The 22,596-nt window shown below is 59.1% G+C and carries 18 protein-coding genes; 8 read left to right on the forward strand and 10 right to left on the reverse strand.

The annotated features are described in order from the left end of the window. Positions 1-5: 5 nt before the first annotated feature. Both ABIE53_RS00895 and ABIE53_RS00900 read right to left on the reverse strand, forming a co-directional pair. Positions 6-1,544, reverse strand: a complete 1,539-nt coding sequence (locus ABIE53_RS00895) for a hypothetical protein (protein ID WP_192700395.1) — start codon at positions 1,542-1,544, stop codon at positions 6-8. 2 nt (positions 1,545-1,546) lie between these two features. Then, complete coding sequence (locus ABIE53_RS00900) at positions 1,547-4,315, reverse strand: type VI secretion system Vgr family protein (protein WP_192700396.1); 2,769 nt, start codon at positions 4,313-4,315, stop codon at positions 1,547-1,549. A gap of 936 nt (positions 4,316-5,251) precedes the next feature. Here ABIE53_RS00900 and ABIE53_RS00905 point away from each other — a divergent pair. After that, positions 5,252-5,494 (forward strand): hypothetical protein, encoded by a 243-nt coding sequence (locus tag ABIE53_RS00905; RefSeq protein ID WP_192700433.1) that lies wholly within the window; start codon positions 5,252-5,254, stop codon positions 5,492-5,494. A gap of 478 nt (positions 5,495-5,972) precedes the next feature. Here the strand turns inward: ABIE53_RS00905 and ABIE53_RS00910 are convergent, their stop codons facing one another. From ABIE53_RS00910 to ABIE53_RS00930, 5 genes are all read right to left on the reverse strand, one after another. Beyond that, positions 5,973-6,221, reverse strand: coding sequence for a hypothetical protein (locus tag ABIE53_RS00910; protein ID WP_376914393.1), 249 nt, complete (start codon positions 6,219-6,221; stop codon positions 5,973-5,975). A 336-nt stretch (positions 6,222-6,557) separates the two neighbouring features. Beyond that, complete coding sequence (locus ABIE53_RS00915) at positions 6,558-6,902, reverse strand: CPCC family cysteine-rich protein (protein ID WP_192700397.1); 345 nt, start codon at positions 6,900-6,902, stop codon at positions 6,558-6,560. Between the two features lie 57 nt (positions 6,903-6,959). Then, positions 6,960-7,493, reverse strand: coding sequence for a hypothetical protein (locus tag ABIE53_RS00920; protein ID WP_192700398.1), 534 nt, complete (start codon positions 7,491-7,493; stop codon positions 6,960-6,962). Between the two features lie 50 nt (positions 7,494-7,543). Beyond that, positions 7,544-7,975 (reverse strand): hypothetical protein, encoded by a 432-nt coding sequence (locus ABIE53_RS00925; RefSeq protein ID WP_192700399.1) that lies wholly within the window; start codon positions 7,973-7,975, stop codon positions 7,544-7,546. Positions 7,976-9,088: 1,113 nt separating this feature from the next. Continuing rightward, the gene (locus ABIE53_RS00930; protein WP_192700400.1) at positions 9,089-9,556 is read right to left on the reverse strand and encodes a PRC-barrel domain-containing protein; all 468 of its coding nucleotides are present in this window, start codon (positions 9,554-9,556) and stop codon (positions 9,089-9,091) included. Between the two features lie 240 nt (positions 9,557-9,796). On the opposite strand from ABIE53_RS00930, the gene ABIE53_RS00935 reads away from it, so the two are divergent. The 4 genes from ABIE53_RS00935 to ABIE53_RS00950 all read left to right on the forward strand — a co-directional run bounded on the left by ABIE53_RS00935 (position 9,797) and on the right by ABIE53_RS00950 (position 13,301). Continuing rightward, positions 9,797-10,234 (forward strand): response regulator, encoded by a 438-nt coding sequence (locus tag ABIE53_RS00935; protein WP_192700401.1) that lies wholly within the window; start codon positions 9,797-9,799, stop codon positions 10,232-10,234. A gap of 555 nt (positions 10,235-10,789) precedes the next feature. Continuing rightward, a complete protein-coding gene (locus ABIE53_RS00940; RefSeq protein ID WP_376914397.1) occupies positions 10,790-12,379 on the forward strand; it encodes a recombinase family protein in 1,590 nt (529 codons plus the stop codon). Positions 12,380-12,549: 170 nt separating this feature from the next. Further along, complete coding sequence (locus ABIE53_RS00945) at positions 12,550-12,699, forward strand: hypothetical protein (RefSeq protein ID WP_171799939.1); 150 nt, start codon at positions 12,550-12,552, stop codon at positions 12,697-12,699. After that, positions 12,696-13,301: a plasmid partitioning protein RepB C-terminal domain-containing protein gene (locus ABIE53_RS00950; RefSeq protein WP_376914399.1), complete on the forward strand. Its 606-nt coding sequence runs from the start codon at positions 12,696-12,698 to the stop codon at positions 13,299-13,301. The genes ABIE53_RS00945 and ABIE53_RS00950 overlap by 4 nt, the downstream gene beginning before the upstream one ends. 17 nt (positions 13,302-13,318) lie before the next feature. On the opposite strand, the gene ABIE53_RS00955 is transcribed toward ABIE53_RS00950, so the two are convergent. Further along, entirely contained in the window at positions 13,319-13,681 is a 363-nt protein-coding gene (locus tag ABIE53_RS00955) for a hypothetical protein (RefSeq protein WP_192700404.1), read from the reverse strand. A gap of 251 nt (positions 13,682-13,932) precedes the next feature. On the opposite strand from ABIE53_RS00955, the gene ABIE53_RS00960 reads away from it, so the two are divergent. The 3 genes from ABIE53_RS00960 to ABIE53_RS00970 all read left to right on the forward strand — a co-directional run bounded on the left by ABIE53_RS00960 (position 13,933) and on the right by ABIE53_RS00970 (position 18,147). Then, positions 13,933-15,711 carry a GAF domain-containing sensor histidine kinase gene (locus ABIE53_RS00960; RefSeq protein ID WP_376914401.1) on the forward strand — a complete coding sequence of 593 codons (1,779 nt, stop codon included), beginning with the start codon at positions 13,933-13,935 and terminating at the stop codon, positions 15,709-15,711. A gap of 590 nt (positions 15,712-16,301) precedes the next feature. Continuing rightward, positions 16,302-16,739, forward strand: a complete 438-nt coding sequence (locus ABIE53_RS00965; RefSeq protein WP_376914403.1) for a response regulator — start codon at positions 16,302-16,304, stop codon at positions 16,737-16,739. Positions 16,740-17,280: 541 nt separating this feature from the next. Next, on the forward strand, positions 17,281-18,147 hold the full coding sequence (locus ABIE53_RS00970; RefSeq protein ID WP_192700406.1) for a CBS domain-containing protein: 867 nt from the start codon (positions 17,281-17,283) through the stop codon (positions 18,145-18,147). A 202-nt stretch (positions 18,148-18,349) separates the two neighbouring features. On the opposite strand, the gene ABIE53_RS00975 is transcribed toward ABIE53_RS00970, so the two are convergent. Next, a complete protein-coding gene (locus ABIE53_RS00975; protein WP_192700407.1) occupies positions 18,350-19,312 on the reverse strand; it encodes an SOS response-associated peptidase family protein in 963 nt (320 codons plus the stop codon). Positions 19,313-19,440: 128 nt separating this feature from the next. Further along, complete coding sequence (locus tag ABIE53_RS00980) at positions 19,441-22,590, reverse strand: error-prone DNA polymerase (protein ID WP_192700408.1); 3,150 nt, start codon at positions 22,588-22,590, stop codon at positions 19,441-19,443. Positions 22,591-22,596: the final 6 nt, after the last annotated feature.

Genomic DNA, 22,596 nt, shown 5'->3' on the forward strand with positions numbered 1-22,596 from the left:
CAAATTTACTCCTGACTGCTCGCGGCCGTACGAGACGCCGCGATTGTTTTGCTGTTCGCTACCTTCGTTTGTATTTCGTCGCTGCCGAGCCGGCGCGTGCGAGCCGAACCGGATACGTCCTCTGAAAATTTACTGTATCCATACACGTCCTCAACGTTCGTCCAGTTGGTCGGATAGAAGTCGACCCGAACTCCGTTGATAGTTTCAGTGAGTGCAGTACCACTTGCCTTCACACTCTCACCAATCCGCGTTATTTCGGTGGCAAGTGCACCCATGTCAACCACCAACTGACGGCCGCCCCCTTCCAGATATTGCGCAGGAATTTTGTCACCGAACTGCTCTGCAATCTGGCCAGCCCAAGCCTTTGCGGTTGGCATCCGCGTTCCGAAATCGCTAGGAAGATGTACAACGGCGAGGAACCCGTTGCCATTCCACTCATCCAACACGGCCGACCGGACTCTCCATTCTTCCGCATTTTTGGGCGGACTGCCGATTCCCCAAAACGCCGGCTGGCGTCCGCCGGCGGCTTTGCTGCCCCAAGGGGCGTGCTTCGAAGGGTTGCCGAATGCTCGATAGAGCGTCTGTCCCGCCAACTGGTCGGCGTCGAGTGCGGCAAGTTCGCCGTGGAATGTCGCAAGCGTGCGATACACCTGTTCGCCTCTAAATGCAGGTACATCCTCACTGACATCCGCGAGTATGTCAGGCCAGCCGGCATCTATTTTGGACTGGTACCTAGCTTTAATGCGCATATCGTCCACGGCACATTCCGTTGAGGCAAACTTGCCCTGCCGTATCTCTCTCGCGAGCTTGCGCTCCTCAAGATACGCTTCAGCCTCACGTTTCACCCGTGGCATGCCGCCCGTAGCAATTTCATGAATTTCGCCGCGGTACACCATATTCTGGAGCGTCTTGAGCTTCGCATCCAGTTCCTTGACAGCCTTGGGAACCATCTGGTCAGCAAGCTCCTGAAGGGCGCGGAAACCATCGCCCACACGCGCGAGTTGCGCGCGCCAGACCTCCGGCAGAAGTTGTCCAACGCGGGCTTTGAGAGAGCGCTCGATAGCCAGACGCACGGTTGCACAGAAGTCTTTAACCTTGGAGAGTAACTGTGACTGGTACTTGCCGATGTCGAGAGCCTTCAGCCACTGCGGCGCGTCGCCATGCCCCATCCGGTTCAGGAACTGTACAACCTCCTGCAGCAGTTCTGCATCCTTTGCCGCGTCACCCACCACTCGTAAAGCGAGCCGGCCAACGCCCTTGATAACGCCACCGACGACGGGAATCAGCGCGAATATCAGAACGACGAACAGAACCCACTGCATCACCTCCTGGCGTTTTCGCGGGTCCGAACTCATGCCTATACCGACGGACAGGAGGTCGCGTACAGCAGTGACGTCACCGACCAGCGGAATCATGCCGATGGCGGCGTCAGTGATGACCTGGCTGATAGTCTGCTTTTCGTTGAATGCGCCCTGCAGCGTGCCCCAGCACCACTGACCGACCTCCAACGAAGTCGCCTTGAAGTCTTCTACGCTCCAGCTCACTGTCACGCTCCCCCGTGCTTCTGAATCAGCGAATCGATGTCGGCCTCGGACAGTTGCTCGCCTTTAAAGTCTGGATTGCTGGTCCTGTCCTTGCGAGCGTATGAGCGTGCGTCAGGTCCAATCTCGACCTTTACGGGGCCCACAGGGACGTCGCTGAGATTCATCCGTCCCTGTGCGTCCAAAGTGCCTTGCCGCGTGCTACCGTCGGATAGCGTGGCTATATATTTCGCTCCCTGCACCGGTTCGTCGTCGTGATACCGGTACTGCATCGCGGTATCGTATTTGGATGTCGGCAGCGCCGGCAGCGGGTATGTGGTACTCGTGGGCCCATTGAATGAATGCTGGCTACCCTTGACGTCTATCTTTCCGGGCGCATGAATTTCAATGTTGCCGCCCGAAATACGGATGTACGCGCCACCGGAGGTCAGCAGAATTTCCTGGTTGGCTGCTGCCTCAACTTTCTCCGTGGCGGACAGTAACCGCAGGGTCTTCTGCGCGGTTATCTCGACGTTGTCCGAATGGGCTTGAATCTCCACCTTCCCCTTTGCGGCAAACAGTTTCATGCCGGCGTTCTGGACGAAGAGGCTGATACGTTGCGCCACACTTGCGACCAGTGACTTGCCTGTCGCTATATGCGTGCTCTGCCCGCTGACAAAATTCAGCTGCTCGTCGGCTGCAACATGCGTGGAGCGTGGCGTCGACACTGCAATGCCTGCCGGGCTCGCGAACAGCATGATGGGTTCCTTGAAAGCGTTGGCGTTGCCGGTGCCTCCGCCAGCTGTGTTCCCTCCTGAGGACGCTCCCGAAACGCTGCTTTGTGTCGCATCGGTGAACGCTTTCAGCGACTCCCGTCCGTCCTTCAGGCTTTCAGCCTGATGAGTCTCGCTGGCATCCGATAACGACTCCAGCACACTCCCGGAATTGACGAGCTGCTGCTGCGCGTCACGAACATCGAGTGGTTGACTCGACGAACCGTTCGACGGATGAGTCGAGACGTACAAGCCTTGTCCGGCCCGGACAGCGCCGTAAGCGTCCGACTTCAGGTCGAATCCACTGCCCAGATATGAGCCGCGGTTGTTTCCCGACTGCTCGATGAGATAACCCAGATGCAGATGCGCATTGGTGCTGGTCGAATACAAATGAACACGGTTCTGGCCGGTCGAATCGTCCATTACCAACTGGTTATAGCCAGCGCCACCGTACTCTTTGGACTTGTACCCTGACAGCAATCCATTCGAATGCCAGTGTGGCGATTTCTCAGCATTGAAGACACGGCCAGTGACGATAGGTCGGTCGCAGTCGCCGTCAAGAAAAGAGACGATGACCTCTTCGCCGACTCGCGGTACATGAACGCCGCCGTAGGCACCGCCTGTGTCTGAGTAAGCCACGCGCACCCAGCAGGAAGCATTTTCATCTCCGCTGTTAAGCCGGTCCCAGTGAAAGCGGACCTTGATGCGGTTCAACTCATCGGTGAAAACTTCAGCGTTGGCCGGCCCGGCAACCGTAGCGGTCTGCATGCTCATCACCGGTCTCGCGTGTTCGAGCGGGCTGCGGAATGGAATGGTGCGGCGCTGGAGCTCAGCTTCAACGAGATAAAACCCTTCGCTCCCGTCGCCGTGGGCGACAAGAAACGCGGGAGCGGCGCCTGCATGCGCTCCGCGCACCCGCGAAAGTTCTGCCCTGAGACTGTGCGGAAAATCGGCCGTGGTCGAAACAGGCAGATTGTTCTCGATGTACCAGTGCGTAGCGATGACTGCGAACTGCCGCTGCTGTTCGGCGTCCTTGTCGTGTTCGGGGTGGCCTTCGAGCTGAAACCACTTTCCGGCATCGATGTTCCGTACGCCCCCAACAGCCATGAAGCGTTTCGCTCGCGACTCCCATTCCTCCATCCGGATTTTGGACAGCTGGTCGCCGCGGTCCTGCGTCAGATGCGTGTATGCGCCTGTGTACTCATAGACCTCAGCCTGGGCGGGCAGACTTCCGTGGGTTGACAACGTGGGCACGTTGGTCGACTTCTCATCGCCAGGAGACTTGTAGTCGAACGTCCTCGTCGATAACGAGGAGCTATGCAGCGTGCGCGAACCGGCCCATTGAACCCAGGCGTCAGACGAAGTATTTGTACCCGCCCGAGCGAACTGGACCGTCTCAGGTACCGCTGGCTTCAGCGAATACACGTCGTCCGTTATTACCAGTGTGTGCGATTTACCGTCGTCGGCATGCTCGAAGTAGCCGAATAGACCTTCGGATTCCATCAACCGCTGGCAGAAATTCCAGTCGTCTTCATATTGAACGCAAAAAGACCGCTGCGGTAACGCCTTTCGCAAATCGAAGCGGAACGCGCCCTGCGCCTGAGGGTGGCCGTTGAAGACGGTCGCGAGTATTTCATCGACCGCTTTGTCCTGAAAGATGCGCGCGTCTTTTCGGAACCGCAGGAAATGCATCCACGACGAGAACGTGAACTGGTAGGTAGTCAGGTTACCGTCAGAACCCAGACGTCGCGCCGTATATACATATCCATGGTGAGGTAGATACGACTTGTTGCCGGTTTGAATCCAGAGAGTGACGGGTTGCGCGATGAGCGTTTTCAATTCCAGCGAATCGCGCAATGAGACGGCGTCAACTGTGAATTCGAAGTTACGGCCGATACGCGACGTGCCGGCGACCCGTTGAGGCAGCAGAACGTCTTCGCCAAGCGGCGCGTCGAGCTTCAGTAACCTTTCGGATTGAGTTATGCCTGCGTTAATTGCTGCCACAAGGTCCTGCGCGCCCATCTTTCTGGTCCCCGGAAAATCCAATTTTGAAACGCCCGAAATCATATGATGAACGCAGATATCGCACAATACGACTGCGCGCCGCGCTCTGACTGACACGCCAATTACATATTGCAGCCGGCCATCATTGACCCATTCCGGCAGCTACTGGAAAACTGCTTCTGGGCGTCCCGCCCATTAAATTACATAGATATTCGCCCAATCGTTGCCTTCGGATTGTTAAACATTGCAATTGACCGCTGTGCTTTTCGTTATCGGTTCATACTGCATCCATTGCCAGTTGGTCATTAGCCAAAGACCGCTCAATTCAAAACGGGGACAGCAAACATCGATTTCAGGGGCTGGCACCAGATTCAATCGAATTACACTGTTTATGCAAAATGAATAGAAAGAGAGAGGGAATTCATTGGGTGTCCAACAGGACATCCACAAAGGCTCCGCTTTTGCCTCCAACGCTAGAGTCCGTCCGTTCGCTGTCGCTTCGTAATCACCTCGCGCTCGCCGCATTGTGCGCGGGCGAGGGAAACGGGCACCTGCTCAGCGACCTCATACATGTGTTGTACATGTCCTGGTATCTTCGGGAGGCTGGCTTCGGAACCGCCGACGGCGCACTGTTTCTAGACGCTGCCGCGGCACTTGAGCGCTGCGCGGCTCTGGCAACAGCAGCCCACGTATGGCAGGTGAGCCCAGATGACGCTGCAGTTCTACAACGGCTGCTGGCAGTTCACGACGAACAACTTGCGAGTACGCCGGTCGGCGTCATGCACGGCGCGCAGAAACGGATAGCGCGATTTGCGAGAAGCGACCGAAAGGTGCCGTGGCAGGAAACAGGCCCTTGACCAGGAAAGACGAGTGGGTTGCGCTCACGCGCGTAACTTCGGTGCGTTCGCGACAGCCGATAAAATCGGCGCGTCGGAAGTGACGGGGAGAATCACCATGCCTGCAAGAGGCGCCTTTGGCGCAATGACGCTGATTACCGAATACGATGCCGCCGGCAATCGCACTCGCTGGCTGCGACTGGAACCCGCGACCGATGGACGGGCCGTCGTGCTGGTGGAGGTCGATGAACGCAAGCCCGGCATACACCGCGAAATGCGCTATGAGATAACACCCTCAGAGCTGATTGCCGTAATTCGTGCGCATGGTGTGGCGTTGACAGCCGTTGTCGTCCCAACGTAAGCCCCCATCGAGACGATGGCTACGGACTGCTGCCTACAGTGTGCCCCTCCATCTTCGGGCGACAACCCGATGCACTCAGGCATAGGCCATTCGGCATGCGCGGCTGCACCGTTATGACCGACTGCTTGCCCAGCACGTGGGACGACGGGCGCAGCAACCACATCTCGCCGGCACAGGCGTGCTGAAGAACCAAGTCACCCGGCGCACGAAAAGGTCATCCCCCGTTCCGACGGCGCTGGACGCTGGTATCCCCTGCGTCAGACCTTGCATGGCCGCTCCAAGGGTTCTATGAAGGAACTTCGACGGCATAGACAATCCAGGCAACATGCGCTCATTTTTGGTCCAGGCGCACGCGGTGGACGACGGCAACGCGCGAATCACGGTAGCGCCGCACCCTGTTTGAAGATGACTCTAATCATTCCACTGGAAGCGAGCGCCCGGTTCTTTCCTCGTTGTGCCGGACGCTGCCAGCTTGTTTCTAGCTCCCACCGAAAAAGATGTTGCATTGTGGGGTCGTGCCGCAGGGCCTTGCACGTTTCGCGCCGCCTTGCACTTTGGTATCGGGCATGCCGCCGTATGCCTGGGTCGCCGCACTCGGGGCGACATCTGAAGTCACAGCATTTTGAGGTGCGGCAGGCTGTGTCGTATCTGGCATTCCTTGCGAATGCGCCAGGCCTGCCAAAACAACCAGCCCTGCTGCGGAAGCAATCATCAGTCGTGTTTTCACGTTGGCTCCTGAAATACATTGAGTTTCCAATCGATGTGATTGGTCATTCGCGAACACCGGAATCGTCGTTCACCTGACATACTCGGACACGCGCCGTTCAGGTCTGCGGGCCTGATGCCCGAGGCCAAAGTTCTAGGTCGTTGAAGAAATCAGAAATGCAGTGCGCCGAGCGGAGTTCCCGGACGGAAGGTGGCGTGCGAACTGGCAGTGTCAACGAATTTTGTGGACCCTCGACACGTAATAATCGCCCTGCATCTATGTTATAGGGCGTGCGATACGGATGCGGTAGTGAATATTCATGGCGCGCTCTACTTGCTGCCCTCCCACTGCGCCCTTTTACGCCAGCCCAAGGTGAGCGATACCCGCCACCGCCGAGGAACGGGTGATGACGCGGCCATGCAAGGTGACGTGTTCAAACCTCGACGGCCCGAGCTTATACAAATTCCTTTTACCCACCGGTAGCACGCGGCTAACCCACTGTTCCGCGCAAGCGCCGAATTGCTCGAAGTTACGCCGAGCCTCGCGTAGCGACAGACCATGATTGGCACCGGACGGGAAGTCAGGATGCGTCAGGCTCAGCGGGTCCTGCTCCCAAAAGCAAACAGCACAGATTTCCCAATCCTCGTTGCTACCAACGCTAAAGTGGTCGCAGCAGGCACATTGCTCGAGGTCAACACTCATCTACTGCCTACCTCCTGTTCGCTCCCCGTCACCGCTAACGCGCGGATATCCAGCTGCTTAGGTCCCACACAGGTGTACCTTGTTCATCGTCACCGGCACCCGCACGATGTTGCCGTCGGATACTTGCAGCTCCTCGACCAGAAGGTGCATTGGCTTCCTGGGTGCAACCACGACCTTTAGTTCATAGTCTTTGCCCGTCTCAGGCACGAACTCTCCGATTCCGTTTCCACGATAGGTGACGAACTGGTCGCCGCCAAACCAGCTAACCCCAAAATCGAGAGGCGTTCCAGCCTTCACCAGAATCTCCTCGTACGAGTTCTTTGGAACGCCGTCCAGGTCATTCGGCATACCCAATTTGGACGTGGAAATGAGACTAAGGTCAATCAATGTGTGCTCGCCTTTGTTGATGGTTGTAAGCGACCTCACTGCCCGGTCTGAGTACGCATAACATTTTGAAGGAGCGAACTGGACGACGCTTAATGCTCCGTCTCCCGCAAATCGGATTCTGAGTCGCGCGGTAGTGTCACCCGGCTGGAGATTGATATCAGTCGTCAGCAAATGCGGGACGCAAGCCGTCAGCAGCGATGCCACGATAACGTTCGACAAGACGAGCCGGAAAGCGGCAGACGTTTTTTGTAGGTTCATTTCAACAGGATGGAAATCTTGCCTTCGTAGGCGTTAGGAAGCCCGTACATTGAGCCATTCTGCGAATAGGCCACGAGTCGGTCAGTGTTTGCCGAGGATGCTCCGAAGATGACAACGTACGCTGCGTTCGCGGGGACATCCGCGGTTGCGTGGTAATACGCCCCCTGCAGATACCTTGTTGCCCTTGTCATTGGTTCGAGTTTGTTATTTCCGGCCTCGCGAAAGCTCGCATCCAGAAACAAGGCCCTCGGTCGAAACACGGTGGCCATCGGTAGCCAACTCGAACTCACGTACGTTTCTACCGTCATTGACTTAACCTTGGCGTCAGGCAGCCTGTAAGCGACAAATGTAGAGCGCCCTTCAGGAAAATCGAACGTCGGACTGCGTCCGGTACTGATTGAAACGCCGCTCACCTGCGTCGAGGTCATTTGCTCGAAATGCACTTGTTGCCAGGAGCCGCAGCAATATGCTGGCGCGGGCGGCTCGAACGCTATCGGTGGTCGGGACGCGCATCCTGCAAGCGAGAGTAGCGCGACCGTGCATATGGCTTTCTTCAACTTTAACTTTCCCACTATTGGACAGAGTCTCCGTCATTCGACACTGGCAATAACGGCACAAATCGCAGAGACTTGAATCGAGCATGACATTCCACTGACGCGCGGGTGTTGGTTGTATTCGCGCGTTCAAGATTCCACGACGGCCTGCTGACGCGAACGAAGTGGTAGCTTGATGAGTCAGTTCCGTCGACTGGCTGCCCCGGAAATTGGATACCTTGGTATCACGTGCAAAGACCGCTACGACGAAGGGGCGGAAATGACGATAAAGGCGAGCACCAGCGATGAAGGGCGCAGCCGTCGTAACACGCGTCATGTGCACCGACGACATCACCGACGCGCCGAATGACCTTCCGGAGCAAAATAAGAGAGGTTATCAAGCACATGATTCCCCGATTAACTCGCGGCCAATTCGCCATTCGGTTCGGCAAGGCGATTCACCGCCGCTAGCACCTGATGCGTTCACCCGTTGGCCTGCGACGTTCAATCTGTGTTGGTTGTCGGCGGCCTGTCGTCTTGGTAGACCGCATGTCCTCATGCGAGGCGTCGGAGCCTAAAGCGTGTGCGGGCCTCAGGCTACTCGCAAGTAGCCCGAAGCCACTCATTGTGCACTGGAGGCCGCGGTATCGGATGCACCTTTAGCCTGCGCGTCCTTTTGCGGCTTTCGCGTCGGCGGCATGGTCGCATGTGAACCCTTTGACATCGACGTGGCACCGCCGGTACCTCCCGAATTCGGTGCATTCATCCCTGCACCGCCCTGGCCAGCACCGTTCGCGCCACCAACGCCAGCTCCGCCAGCACCCACGCTCGTACCACCGCCGGCACCACTGCCACCACCGCCCCCGCCCTGAGCGAATGCGGTGCTGACAAACGCCAGCATCAAGGCCGAGCACAGTACTGCTGTTTTTGTCGTCTTCATGATTGCATCCTCGATAAGACGAACGCAGGCTCTGCATGCGCGGATGCCTGCGTTCACGACAGCCATCTTCAGATGTCGCTCGGCGGCAAGTCTTCTACGCCGCGGGTCGATGACCAGTACGGTTCGCGGTTGTAATACTGATGAACCGTGGTGCCCCAGGTGGTATCCGCCATTGACGGCCAGTGGTCCTTGTCAAAGCCCGGGTCGTCCTTGATGCGCTGAGCATCGATGCTGACGCGAAAACACTTTGCATCGGTATCCAGCGTGAGCGCGTTCCACGGTATTGCATGCAGGTTCGTGCCCATGCCGAGGAAGCCGCCTTCGGACAGTACTGCGTATGCAATCCTGCCGCTGCGTACGTCAAGCATGATGTCGGAAATTTTGCCCACGTCCTCGCCGTCCGAGGAAATCACCTGCGTATCGTCGAGCGTCGCGGCGGCCATCACCTCCGGCCCCGGGCCGTCTCCCGTGCCGCTGCCTACAATATCCGCGCCGCTGGTTCCCGATGCGGTGCCTTGCGGGTTCCGTGTGCCCATGATGTCCTCCTTGTGTAATCGTGCAGACGTTCATGCGCAACGCATATGCCCGCAGCGCGGGACATGGCGCCTGCCATTCGTCGGTATTTTTATAAGACGAATTAGCGAGCATCGTGCGGCGAGTGTCTTTGGCGCGCCAGCATCCGGGGACCGGCTTGAACAGCGAGCGAGCCGCGAACCCCCGTAGGTACGCGGCTTGCGAAAAACACATGTGTGCTGCTCTTACGACCGTTTCGCATCATGTCCACTGTGCTGCTCGTCGACGATGACTTTGAAAACCGATGGGCGCTGCAACTGGCACTGGAAAGTCGTGGACATCACATCGTGCTGGCGGAGAACGGACGCGACGCACTGACGAAAGCCGTTGCACATTTTCCAGAACTGGTAGTCACCGATTTACAGATGCCCGAGGTGGATGGCAGGGAGCTTTGCCGGCGTCTGAGATGCGCGCCCGTATTTGCAGGCATACCGATAGTCCTGCTGTCGGCCATGCCCGAGCCTGTCGATGAGGTTTGCTACTGGACTGTTTTTCTACGAAAGCCCGCGTCAATGGAGGTGTTGCTGGACATCGTCGATACGTTCATCGCTGCACGCCTCACATACAAGCGTGCACCCCATACCGCGGCGTATCACGCCGCAGCGCGCTGGCAAGCCATCGATTCTCGTTGCTGGCCGTAGTTGTAGTCCGGATTGCGGTTCGCTGACGGAATCGGCTCGCCCTAAGAAAGGGCCTCACTACCAAGCCACTTTCCTTGGACAAGGTTGAACACGTCCTTTCTAAGCGTGCAGGCGGAAGACTGCACGGTGTCGTATGACCGTCTTTGTGCAGCGGCGTGATGCTCGGTCCAGGCTGACGCAATCGCTATAGGCAACTTGCTGCATACGAACATGCTGCAGGTGCCGGGACTGCGCTGCCCCAGGCAGACCCAAAACCAAAAGGAGTTCCATCCAGCATGTGGCTTTATGTCTAAGTAACTCTTCCTGAGTGAAAGATGTTTAAAGACATATGTAGCGAACGGCGTTTTAATTTTTCACCAGACGACCACTTTAGATTACCGAGCATTGGCTGCATCGTGCGATGCGACTCGCGCAACAGGTTCGCAACTCTGCGAAAAGGCGCACTTAGCCTTGCCCTTCCTGACAGACAGCGTCACCGACACCAGCTAGCTGTCTCACCTTGACTTACCCGACAGAAACGCTATCACTGACGTGTGGCACCACTGGACATGCGGCATGCCTTCCGGACCTCGCCATCGAGTAGGACCCGTCGTGCGCCTATGTGCCGCACAGTACATCCGCATGTCGACCGACCGTCAGGAATATTCGCCGGTATTCCAGCGGCAGGCTATCGCCGAATATGCGCGCGCACACAACATCCGCGTCGTTACCGATTATGAGGACGCCGGTATCAGCGGACTGACCTTCCGGCAGCGACCCGCGCTTGTGCAGCTTCTGCTCGATGTTGAAAACCCCAAACGCAAGTTCAGCAAGGTGCTTGTCTTCGACGTAAGCCGATGGGGACGTTTTCAGGATGTCGACGAGGCGGCGTTTTATGAATACGCGTGCAGGCGCGCGGGTGTCGACGTCATTTATGTGGCCGAGTCTTTCACAAATGACGGCAGTCCGGCGACATCCGTCATCAAGGCGCTGAAGCGGGCGATGGCCGCGGAATTCAGCCGGGAGATGTCCCGCAAGGTTTTCCTCGGGCAGTGCCTTAACGCTCAACGCGGATTTCATGCTGGTGGGCCGCCGGGCTACGGACTGCAACGCATCCTTCTTGACGGCAAACGCGAGCAGAGACGTCCGCTTGCTCAGTACGAGTACAAGAGCGTGCAGACCGACCGGGTCGTCATCGGACCTGCGTCGGCGACCGAGGCGTCGCTCGTCAGGAAGATTTTCGAATGGTATGCAACGCAATCGGTGACCGGCGCCGCTATCGCCAGACGGCTCAACGACTTTGGTTTGCGCAACCGTCACGGTCGCCCCTGGCAGGCACAGAACGTCCGTCGGATACTTCGCAGTGAGGCATATATCGGCACCAACGTCTACAGCCGGACTTCCTCGAAACTTGACGGCAAGTGGGAGCAGGTGCCCCCGCACGACTGGATACGCGTGGAGGATGCGTTCGAACCAGTGGTGGAAAGGTGTGTATTCGCTTCAGTCCAGAAACGAATGGATTCCGCCCGGCGCAAACCCACGCGTGAGGAAATTCTCGATGGCCTGCACAAGGTCATCAGACGGTCCGGCGAGCTCAGCCAGGCCACGCTGAAACGTTATCGCAGCGCCCCGTCCGTTGAGCAGGTCATGCGGGAGTTCGGCAGTCTCTACGACGCGTATGACGCAGTCGGGTACGTGCCGAAGCTTGCTCCGGAGCGCTCGGCGAACCGGCATGCAGAGAGAAAAATAGAACAACAGGTCGCGCAGGTCGTCATTCGGACGTTGCAGTCACACGGCCACGACGTCCGGTACGAAAAGCACACCAACACATTTTGCGTCGACAACTGGCTGAGACTGAACCTTGCCGTTCGCAGCCAGTGGCTCATCGGGGGCCACCTGCCTTATTGGGTCGCACGTTGGCCGGACAGCTTCCCTGTCGACTTCCTTGTCTATGGCCGCATTGAGCGCGCAGGCGCAGAGCTGGTCGACTTCCATATCTTCCCGCGAGGAAGTCTGGTGCCTGGAGCATTCACCGTTGTCTGCCGCCACGGACAGTCACATTTCCGCATGTACCAGCGGCCCGACCTGCGCTCACTGCTGGTTATCGCCGAGAGCGTTCCTTTCGAAATTACGCCAGTTGATGGCACCACCGGGAGCGGACAATGAAGCCGGCACACGTCGGTGCACGAAGTGTCGCGGGGAAAGCTGCACCTGGTGGTCGGCATGACAAGACGATGCCTCATATGCAAGGCGCGCGCGGTCGGGCAACGCCGGAGTCGAAGGCGCAATCGGTTCTGACACAGGAACTGCGCCGACAACGCAATATGGTGAGTCGCATGGCCGATACCGACCGAGAAGTTGCGCTGGTGCTCGAGGTTCTGCGGGAGCTGACGTGTGACCCGGCCTTCGTCGCGCTAATGAACACCCGGGGCTTCACGACGCTTCCCCGACTCCTTCACGAGCGCCTGACCGGCCGTCCGCGATGAGGAAAGCGCAGAGCCCGCGATTTATATGCCGTACCGTTAGCTCAGGCAACCCGGCGTCCATAATTCTCTGCGCCGAAGCCGCAGCGATGGTGGCGGAACAAACGTTGCCAGCGCGGACAGCGCAGGCGCTCCAAAAAATGTCCCCGGCGCGCCAGGTTGAGGCCGTCTCCACTATGGTCCGGCAGGACAACCTCACCGGCGATTTCGCTCGCGCACTGCTGACAGCGACGCCCGCGAGCATGCGTGTAGATGCTGCGCATGGCCACGTTTCACCTCCTGATTGCGTGCGTCGACTGGGTCGCATTGTGCAAAGACTCACCGCACTACAGCAGGATGCGGAATGCCTGCGGTCTCGCCATGACGGGAACCTGCTACTTCTGACACTTGCCGCGGGTTGGGCCAGAGGATGGGTTCGCGACGCCGTCATCGCGCAATGGCTTAAGTCGCGCCGACCCGATTACGCTGCGGTGCTGGAGCGCCTTGTACAGGACGCGGACTACGCGATTGTGCCGGGCCGCCGCATGAAGCTTGCCTACGAAGTGGCCGGCGGCATGGTAGCTGCCGCCCGTCGAAGCAAAGGACGCCGAAGAAGGTGCCTGTAGACAGTCGAAACCTTGCTTCAGAAAGAGCCTGAATCAACCAGGTGTCTCAGACAGTACTGGTAAATTTCACGCGCCACGGGCGAACGGAAGTCGAGCCGCAGGTTTTCGCAAAAGAGCGCCGGGGCGGATTTGGGTGTCACGGCCGGTTGCAACGTCTTCTCGAGACGTCGGGCGATATCCACTGCCTGGGCGGACAGCATCACGCGCTGCATGACATCGGCGCCTCCCCCGTTCGTTTTGAGCCAGAGCTGCGTTGACTCGACGACATGCTCGACCGACAGCCATTCGCCTGTCATCTGCCGGGCAAGCAGATGCGCTGCGACGAGATAGGCAAGCAGCTCCGCGCGGGCGCGGAGGTCCAGGTTAAGCGGGTTGTTCACTCTTCTACATGGCCGGTATGGTTGAACGGTATCAGGCTGCGAGGCAGTGCTCATAATACGGCCGGTCCTGCTCCTCGAGTATGCCGTGCAATGCGGCAAGATTGTCGGCATCAGGATTGATGCCACGCATCCAGATTCCCCGGCTTGATAGGGATGAGGCAGCGGGTGCGGCCGACTGCGGCTACCTCCAAACAAGGCGCCGACGCAGGAGCAGAGCCCCATCCCCAACGTGCTCCAGGACCACGCGGACGATGCCGACGCCAAGTTTCGCCCCACCAGCTTTCGCGGCCACGCCGCCCAGAACGGCCAACGAAATCGAAGTGGAAACGACGATGGCCGGACCATTCTCGGCGCTGACAATGCTAATGTCCGCCAGTCTCGTGTTTGCACTGCCTTCCTTGTCGTGCGTTCCGAATTTTTCAACCATTGTCGCGCTAGCCCGATTCAAGCCTCGCTCGTCGATTCCTGACGTCGTCACTTTCGCCTTCTGCTGGAGCGTCGAGTGGCTGAACCGTACTGCCATAAAGAAAGCAATCGCTGACCGTATCGAAACGAGAAACACCGCCCACACGACGGTCTGGTATCCGCGCGTGAAGCTGCATGCCGGCAGCGGCAATCGGCACGATTCCCTTCGCGGCCTTCGAAAGAAAGGAAAGCATGCGATTGACCGCTTCACCTCGGCACTGGTCGGCCACGCTTGCGTTTCCCGGCAAGTGCGGCTGGTGAGACATAATGGGGTAAGCAACCGGGCTTGCCATCAATGCAAGCTGGTATCTCTGACCGGAGGACTCATGCCCAGTGCTGAAGCGTCGACCGAGTCGCCCCAGTCGATAGCCCGTGACATAGCGTTGATATCGCGCATCGGAGCAGTGCCTTCGATGCTCAAGATGATTTGCGATGAGACCGGAATGGGTTTCTCCGCTGTCGCTCGGGTAACTGACCTCAGTTGGACCGCTTGCGCGGTCCAGGACAATATCGGCTTTGGGCTGAAGCCTGGCGAGCAACTCGAGTTGCACAGCACGTTATGCTGTGAGTCGCGTGTTGCTCGCACCCCAATCATCATCGACGATTTCAGCCTTGATGCTACCTATCGGGACCATCACACGTCGAAGATATACAAATTGCGGAGTTATATCTCCGTGCCCATCATCACACCGGGTGGCAGTTACTTCGGGAATCTGTGCGCCATCGACCCAAGTCCGGCGCGCGTTTCCGAGCCGCGAGTCGTCAGGATGTTCGAGGTCTTCGCTACCCTGATTGCCATGCAGATTGACAGCGAACAGCGACAGTCATCGACCGAGGCGCAACTGACCACCGAGCGGGAGACGGCTACATTGCGCGAACAGTTTATCGCCGTGCTAGGGCACGACTTGCGCAACCCTCTCTCAGCGGTTAATGCAACGGCCGAATATCTGGTTCGCCGCACTGACGACACGAGTCTGGTGAATGCAGGTAACCGGCTGAAGCGCACCGTATCGAGGATGGCGCGGCTTATCGATGACGTAATGGATTTTGCCAGGGGGCGGCTCGGGTCCGGAATGGCTGTTTCGATTCAGCCCGTTGACGACCTCGACGAGCGTCTGCGAGCAGTGGTTGAGGAGCTGAGACTCGCCAATCCATCGCGCGATATAGTCACTGACTTCGCGCTGACTGGGCACGTCGATTGTGACCCATCCCGCATGCAGCAACTGCTATCGAATTTACTTGGAAACGCCTTGACACACGGCGCGGCGGACGAACCCGTCGTTGTTCGGGCGGCGACTGACGACAACCATATCTGTATCAGTGTGGCCAATCGCGGCGAGCCGATTCCGTCTGAAGTGCTGCTAAAAGTATTCGAGCCGTACTGGCGACCGCCGTCGAGTTCGCCGGGTGGAGGGCTCGGACTCGGTCTTTTCATTTGCAAAGAGATTGTCGAGGCGCATGGGGGCACTATTGTGGTTTGTTCGTCGGCTGGGGACGGCACCTGCTTTACGGCGCGGCTCCCCGTCCTGAAGTGCGGCGGTGGACGAACGACCATCCCCTCTTAGCAGACCCGGACCTCGCGACCAGCACGCAGTTCCATGTCCTCACGAGCGGCGTCCCGAGCAACGCCTCTTTGAGGTAATGCCACTGCAGCACATGCGCACGGTGCACGCCCCCTTGAGTGACCAGCGGTGCGCCGCTCGAAGCGCCGCACCTTTACAGCACGAGGCACCATCGACAACGCGTTAGTCAGCGCAGGTGTGCAGCGGAACAGTTGCCCAAGCGCCTGCTGTGGGAATGAGTGCAGACGTGTCCGGCATTCCTCCCGACAGATGAGTCCCGAGGAACAGTGCTCCCCGTCACAACGCGAGAGACAATCTGAGCTCGAGCGCCGATGCAGTCGCGGCAATTAGCGGCTACAAGGTTTGGGGCACGACATCCCCAGCAGGAAGACATGCAATGTCCGTCACTCGATGCAGTATGCGGAACATCGCCATGAACGGCACGCTAGTCGAGGCTTCGGGTGTGCTCGCGCAGTTCGACACTGAACACGTCAGGGGCATCCTGCCGTGAGGTACCCGCCGGCGGCCGCTGGGCAATGCACCGGGTACGTTACTTGCGCGCTACCTCATACTCACAATTGGGTCTCCCTCTGATGTCTCTCATAGTGCTTGTCGATGACGACGCGGAGAACCGATACGCCCTCAAAATGGCGTTTGAGAGTCGCGGGCATCATGTGCTCGTCGCAAACAACGGGCGGGACGCCTTGCGCAAAGCGTCGTCAATGCTTCCAGAACTAATTGTCACTGACCTGCAGATGCCCGAGATGGGCGGCGAAGAGCTCTGTCATCAATTGAAGCGCCGGCCGCCATTCGCCGCCGTCCCGGTCATCTTGCTGTCCGCCGTGCGAGAGCCGGCCTACACCGTCCGCAACTGGGCTGCGTATTTTCGCAAACCGGCTGTAATTGGACGGTTATTAAGCATGGCCGAGGCGTTCATAGCCGCGCGCGGTGGATACCGCCGGGCGTTCCGCGCTTCCGAGTATCACGGAATGTCGCGCAGACAAGGCATCGACTCACGACGTTGGCCATGAGCGTTCAGAGCGCGGCTCGCCGCGAAGGAAAGCGGGTTTACGATTCGGGCTTCACCTGTTGCAGGTTCGGCGCATTCCGTGGCTGGGCTTGCTGCGGCGTGCGCGTGTCGCTCAATGGCCACGTCCCAGGACGCTGGCGAAGGAAAAACCCTGGGAGGACGAAATAGGAATCCATAGCAAGCAGACAGCGGAACGCGCGCCAACGGCACCCGGGCCAGAACAATTGGTGCGCCGATGCCCGGATACCATGTCGCATCGAAGCTGCCCCTCGCTTCGACTGTCTCAAGCAACATCGGTTTTATGAAAACCGCGACGGGATGCTTCCGGCTAAGACGGCTTTCGGTTGTTAAGACTTTGAAAACGGTTAACGAAATAAGGTGATTTCTGCCTCCAAATAAGGAGTACGCTGAATTTTCCGGCCGCTCCAATGGCCGACTGCAATAGCTGTCGGCACGCCCGTCAGACGACGAACACTTCTTGCCCGCAGGTCCCCATCAAGCACCGGCTTCCATTGAAACGGACGCAGTCGCGTGCAGGACTCGTGTCGCACTATGCGCGCGCCTTGGCTCGCACCAGCCACTCCTTCTTCGCCGAACCCATCCTCAATTGCATGAACGGCGGGCAGGCTTTTACGCGATTGACCTTCAATGAGGGGCGCATCATGTTAGTTAGAGAACGGATGAAAGAAGCGGTCTGCGTTAGACCGGACCAGACATTGGCCGCGGCAGCGCGCCTTCTTAAGCGGGAAAATATTGGATGTCTTCCAGTGTGCCAGGACGACACGGTTGTTGGGATGATTACTGACCGCGACATCGCAATGCGCGGCGTGGCCGACGGTTTCGACTCAAACGTGATGAAGGTCAGCGACGTCATGTCGCTGGATGTCATCCGTTGCGGCGAAGACGACTCAGTTGAGTCGGCAGTACTGACAATGCATGCGACTCATGTACAGAGGCTCGCTGTTACGGACGGCGATGGACATCTGGTCGGCGTCATCTCCATGAGCGATGTGGAAGGTGGCGCCTCAGAACGCCGCCCATACGAAGTTGTCTTCTACAGGGAAGTCCTGGGAAATGCGGGAATGCCGCATCACAGTGAGCTGATGCGCGTTGCGGTGGCCCAAGGGACGAAGCAGAGAGCCGTGGAAGCAGCAATCGCCCAGTTTGAGAAAGCCCAGCAGGTTTCGAATTGGGCGACCATTGCCAACGGATACGATGTCGTCACCATGTCAGTCGATGCAGACGGCAAGCACATCGAGGACCTCGAGTGCAGCTCCGAGCGCGATGCCCGCATTCGCCCCCGCGCAAGGACATTGTGGGAAGAGGCCGGTGCCCCCCAAGGGCGAGACGTGGAATTCTGGGAGCAGGCAGCAAAGGACACGGATGCTGATTATCGGTCCGCGAGATGACGGACGCGAAAGACATTGCGTCGTGCAGATTCGAGCTTTCTCCGTTGGCTGCTACCAATTGAGCAATGGTCGCAGCCGTTCGATAAGCCAGTGCGCCTGTGCAACGCTTACCTGTTCACATCTGCGCGCTCAACAGACGAACAACGTTAGTCCTTTGCATGCACGGGGCGCCTCGTTCCGCTTAACCTGGCTGCGCGGATTCTTAGGCTGCAAACCTATGCTCATAGTACGGCCGGTCCCTGTCATCAAGAATTGCGTACATCGCGTCCAGATTCTTAGGGTCCGGATTAAGCCAGGCGTCGACGTTTTCCGGCTTGATGGGGATGATGCACCGGTCGTGACCCGCAGCTGCAATCTCCGGTGGTGGCTCGTCGGTGATGGCGGCGAACGAGAGTAAATCGGGCTCGCCGGGCGCAGTCCATCGCGACCAGAGGCAAGCCACATGCATCAGTTCGCCGTTTGCCGGACGGAATTCGAGCACTACGTTCTCGTCGCGCTCGTGCGTCTCGAGAAGCGTGCCTTCAAATTTCGCCTTGCTCACGTTCTCGTAAAAGACCTCGACCAGCAGAATGCCGTGAGTATGTCCAAAGCACGGTTTCCAGAATCCTTGCAGGCTGTCCCTGCGGGCGTTATAGGTTCCGGGGAATTTGGTATCGTGAGACGCCGGCTTACCAGCAATGCGGCATTGATAACGCATCGGCTTGACGACCCGCTTTCCATTTTCTGAAATCATCACGGGCGCGTAGTGACCTGGGAAAATGCGCGAGTCACGCGGTTCAGGCTCCGTGCGCTGGAGGTCATCAATTCTGGCTTTCGTCCAGGCAATCTTGTCGGTTGCTATGCGCCGACTTTCGGTGGCCGCCTTCGTAATTTTCGTCTGCAGCGTACGCTCGGCATCGGCCAGCCGCTTGCGCTGTTTGAACAGTTCCTGCTCGAGCTTTGTCGCCTGTGCAGCATTGAACCCGCCGATGAGGGTAGCGATTTCGTGTTCCGCTTCGCTCTCTGGTTGCGCGAACGCGGCCTCCATGGCCCTCGGTATTTTCGCCTTGCTAATGTTTTCGGCTCGCTCAAAAAACAGGCGCGCAAACTCATGAATGTCCATGATGGCGCCGAAGGTGCGCACAAATTTTCGGTAGTCCGCGACTATCTGGGCCGAGTAGCACATCGGTTCCTCCGGTATCCATCACATGAGTGGGCCGCTGATGAAGGGCCCTTAGCTGGAATCTACACCGAATCTACACCTTTACTGCTCGCCGGCGGTCGGCGTCGACGACCGCATGAAGCAGGCAAACGTCAGCAGAAATTCCTGCTGACAGAATGCAGGCCGCCCAGCAGATGCGACATGTCGACAAGCCGCTGCGCCACCAGATGCCGCACCTCGCCCTGACACTGCCAGACGCCGTAGACCGCCAGCAGCGACGCACTGAGCGCTTCCTTGCGCTGCTTCTCGAGCAGAGTCGGCCAGATGATGACGTTCACGTTGCCCGTTTCGTCTTCGAGCGTGACAAACACCACGCCCTTGGCCGTGCCAGGCCGCTGACGCACGGTGACGAGACCACAGCCGCGCGCGAGCCGGCCGTCCCGGTAGGTGCGCAACGTGGCCGCGGGCATGAGGCGATTGGCGAGCAACTGCGGGCGCAACAGTTCCAGCGGATGACGACCGAGCGTCAGGCCCACCGAGCGGTAGTCCGCCACGATGTCGTTCGCTTCCGAGGGCGCGCCGAGTTCCGGCGTTTCATCCTCGACGGCCGCGGCCGCCAGCATGTCCTTCTCAGGGACGGCGCCCACCGACTGCCACAGCGCCTCGCGCCGGTTGCCCGCAAGCGCGGCGAGCGCATTGGCGTCAGCGAGAATATGCAGGTCCCGACGGTCGAGCGCCGCGCGGCGCGCGAGGTCTTTCACACTCGCGAAAGGCCGTACCGCGCGCGAGTTTTCAATCCGCTCGGCCGTGCCTTCCTTCATCCCTCGCAGCAGCGAGAGACCCAGGCGCACTGCGGGCCGCTTCTCGCCAGCCATAGGTTCGAGGGACGAATTCCATCCACTAATCGTCACATCGACCGGCAGCACCTTGACGCCGTGGCGCTGCGCGTCCTGCACCAGCTGCGAAGGCGAATAGAAGCCCATCGGCTGACTGTTGAGCATCGCGGCGAGGAATGCCTCCGGCTCGTGACATTTCAGCCAGCTGCTCGCGTACACGAGCAGCGCGAAGCTCGCCGCATGACTTTCCGGAAAACCGTACTCACCGAAGCCTTTTATCTGCTCGAAGATGGCTTCGGCAAACGCAAGGTCATAACCCCGCTCCTGCATCCCAAGCACGATGCGGTCGTAGTATTTTCCGAGGCCACCCTTACGCTTCCAGGCGGCCATTGCGCGCCGAAGCTGGTCTGCCTCGCCCGCGGTGAAGCCCGCAGCGAGAATGGCGACCTGCATCACCTGCTCCTGGAAAATCGGCACGCCGAGCGTGCGGCCCAGTGCGGTCTTCAGAGCATCGCTCGGATAGGTGACCGGCTCAAAGCCCTGGCGACGGCGCAGATAGGGATGAACCGCCCCGCCCTGAATCGGACCCGGTCGCACGATGGCCACTTCAATCACCAGGTCGTAGAACGTGCGCGGTCGCATCCGTGGCAGCATCGACATCTGCGCGCGCGATTCAATCTGGAAGACGCCTACCGTGTCGGCGGCCGAAATCATGTCGTAGGTGGCCTTGTCTTCCGCGGGAATGTCCTGCATCTCGAAGCGCTCACCGCGCTGCTCCGACACGAGGTCGAGCGTGCGGCGGATGGCTGAGAGCATGCCAAGCGCGAGTACATCAATCTTCAGCAGTCCGAGCGATTCGAGGTCGTCCTTATCCCACTGGATGACGCTACGCTCGGGCATCGCGGCGTTCTCAACCGGAACGAGCCGTGTGAGCTTGCCCCGGCTGATGACGAAGCCGCCTGAGTGCTGCGACAGGTGTCGCGGAAAGCCATAGAGCTGTGCGGCAAGCGACGCCCACGCGCGGATGAGCGGCTTGTCGGGATTCAATCCGCACTCCTCGAAGCGCTTGAGCAGGTCCGCGCTGTTATCGAACCAGTGATGCGACTTGGCGACCGCATCGACTATCTGCAGGTCGACGCCCAGCGCCTTGCCCGTTTCGCGTAAAACGCCCCGCGCGCGGTACGTCGACACAGCAGCAGCAATCGCTGCGCGGTCGCGACCGTACTTGCGATAGATGTACTGAATCACTTCTTCGCGCCGCTGATGCTCGAAGTCCACGTCGATGTCAGGCGGCTCCCCGCGCTCTTTCGAGATGAAGCGCTCGAAAAGCATGTTGCCGCGCGCGGGGTCCACCTCCGTGACACCGAGGCAGTAGCACACTGCGGAATTGGCCGCCGACCCTCGCCCCTGACACAGGATGTGCTGACTGCGCGCGAAGCGGACCAGGTCGTAGACGGTCAGAAAGTACGGCTCGTACTGCAGGTCGCCAATCAGTTCGAGCTCGTGCTCAATCTGCTCCTGGACGTGATGCGGAATGCCCGACGGAAAGCGCCGCTGTGCGCCGATGTATGTCTCCTGTCGCAGATAGGCGGCCGGCGTGAATCCGGGCGGCACCAGTTCGTCCGGATACTCGTAGCGCAATTCATCGAGCGAGAAGGTGCAGCGCGCGGCAATGTCGACGGTTGCGGCAAGCGCATCCGGTGAATACAGATTGGCGAGCCGCAGGCGCGAGCGCAGATGCTGTTCGGCATTGGGCGCGAGTTCGTAGCCGCATTCATGGACTGGCTTGCCGACCCGGATGGCGGTTATCGTGTCCTGCAGGGGTTTCCTCGAGCGCACGTGCATCAGCACTTCGCCGAGTGCGACCACCGGCACGTCGCGGTTGCGCGCGACGAACTCCACCGCGCCCCGGTGAATGTCGTCCATGGCCCGCTGATGCAGCACGAGACCGACCCACGCGCGCCCCGGAAACGTCTCGTCCAGCCATTCAACCTGCGCATCGAGCACGTCTTCTTTTGCGGGGAAGCTCGGTACCAGAATCGCCAGGCAGTCCGGCACGCCCAGCAGGTGCCGGTATTCCTTGTCGGGCCGCGACAGGTCTTGTGGCGTGAGCCGGTATTCGCCCTTCGGCGCGCGCGTGCGGGCGAGCGTGATGAGCTCGGAGAGGTTGCCATATCCTTCGCGATTTCTGGCAAGCAGGATGAGCCCGAATGCCGGCGAGCCGTCCGCGTTCACCAGACGGAAGTACGAGCCGACGATAAACGGCAGCTTCGCTTCTTTCGCCGCCACGTGCGCCCGCACGACGCCAGCGAGCGAACATTCGTCGGTAATCGCGAGCGCCGAATAGCCGAGCTGCGCGGCGCGCTCAGCGAGTTCCTCTGCGTGCGAGGCACCGCGCAGGAACGAGAAGTTCGACAGGCAGAAAAGCTCGGCATACGCCGGCAGCATGGTGAAGGTGGTGTCCACGGCGCG

Source organism: Paraburkholderia sp. OAS925, assembly GCF_040543975.1.
Classification (GTDB): Bacteria; Pseudomonadota; Gammaproteobacteria; order Burkholderiales; family Burkholderiaceae; genus Paraburkholderia; species Paraburkholderia graminis.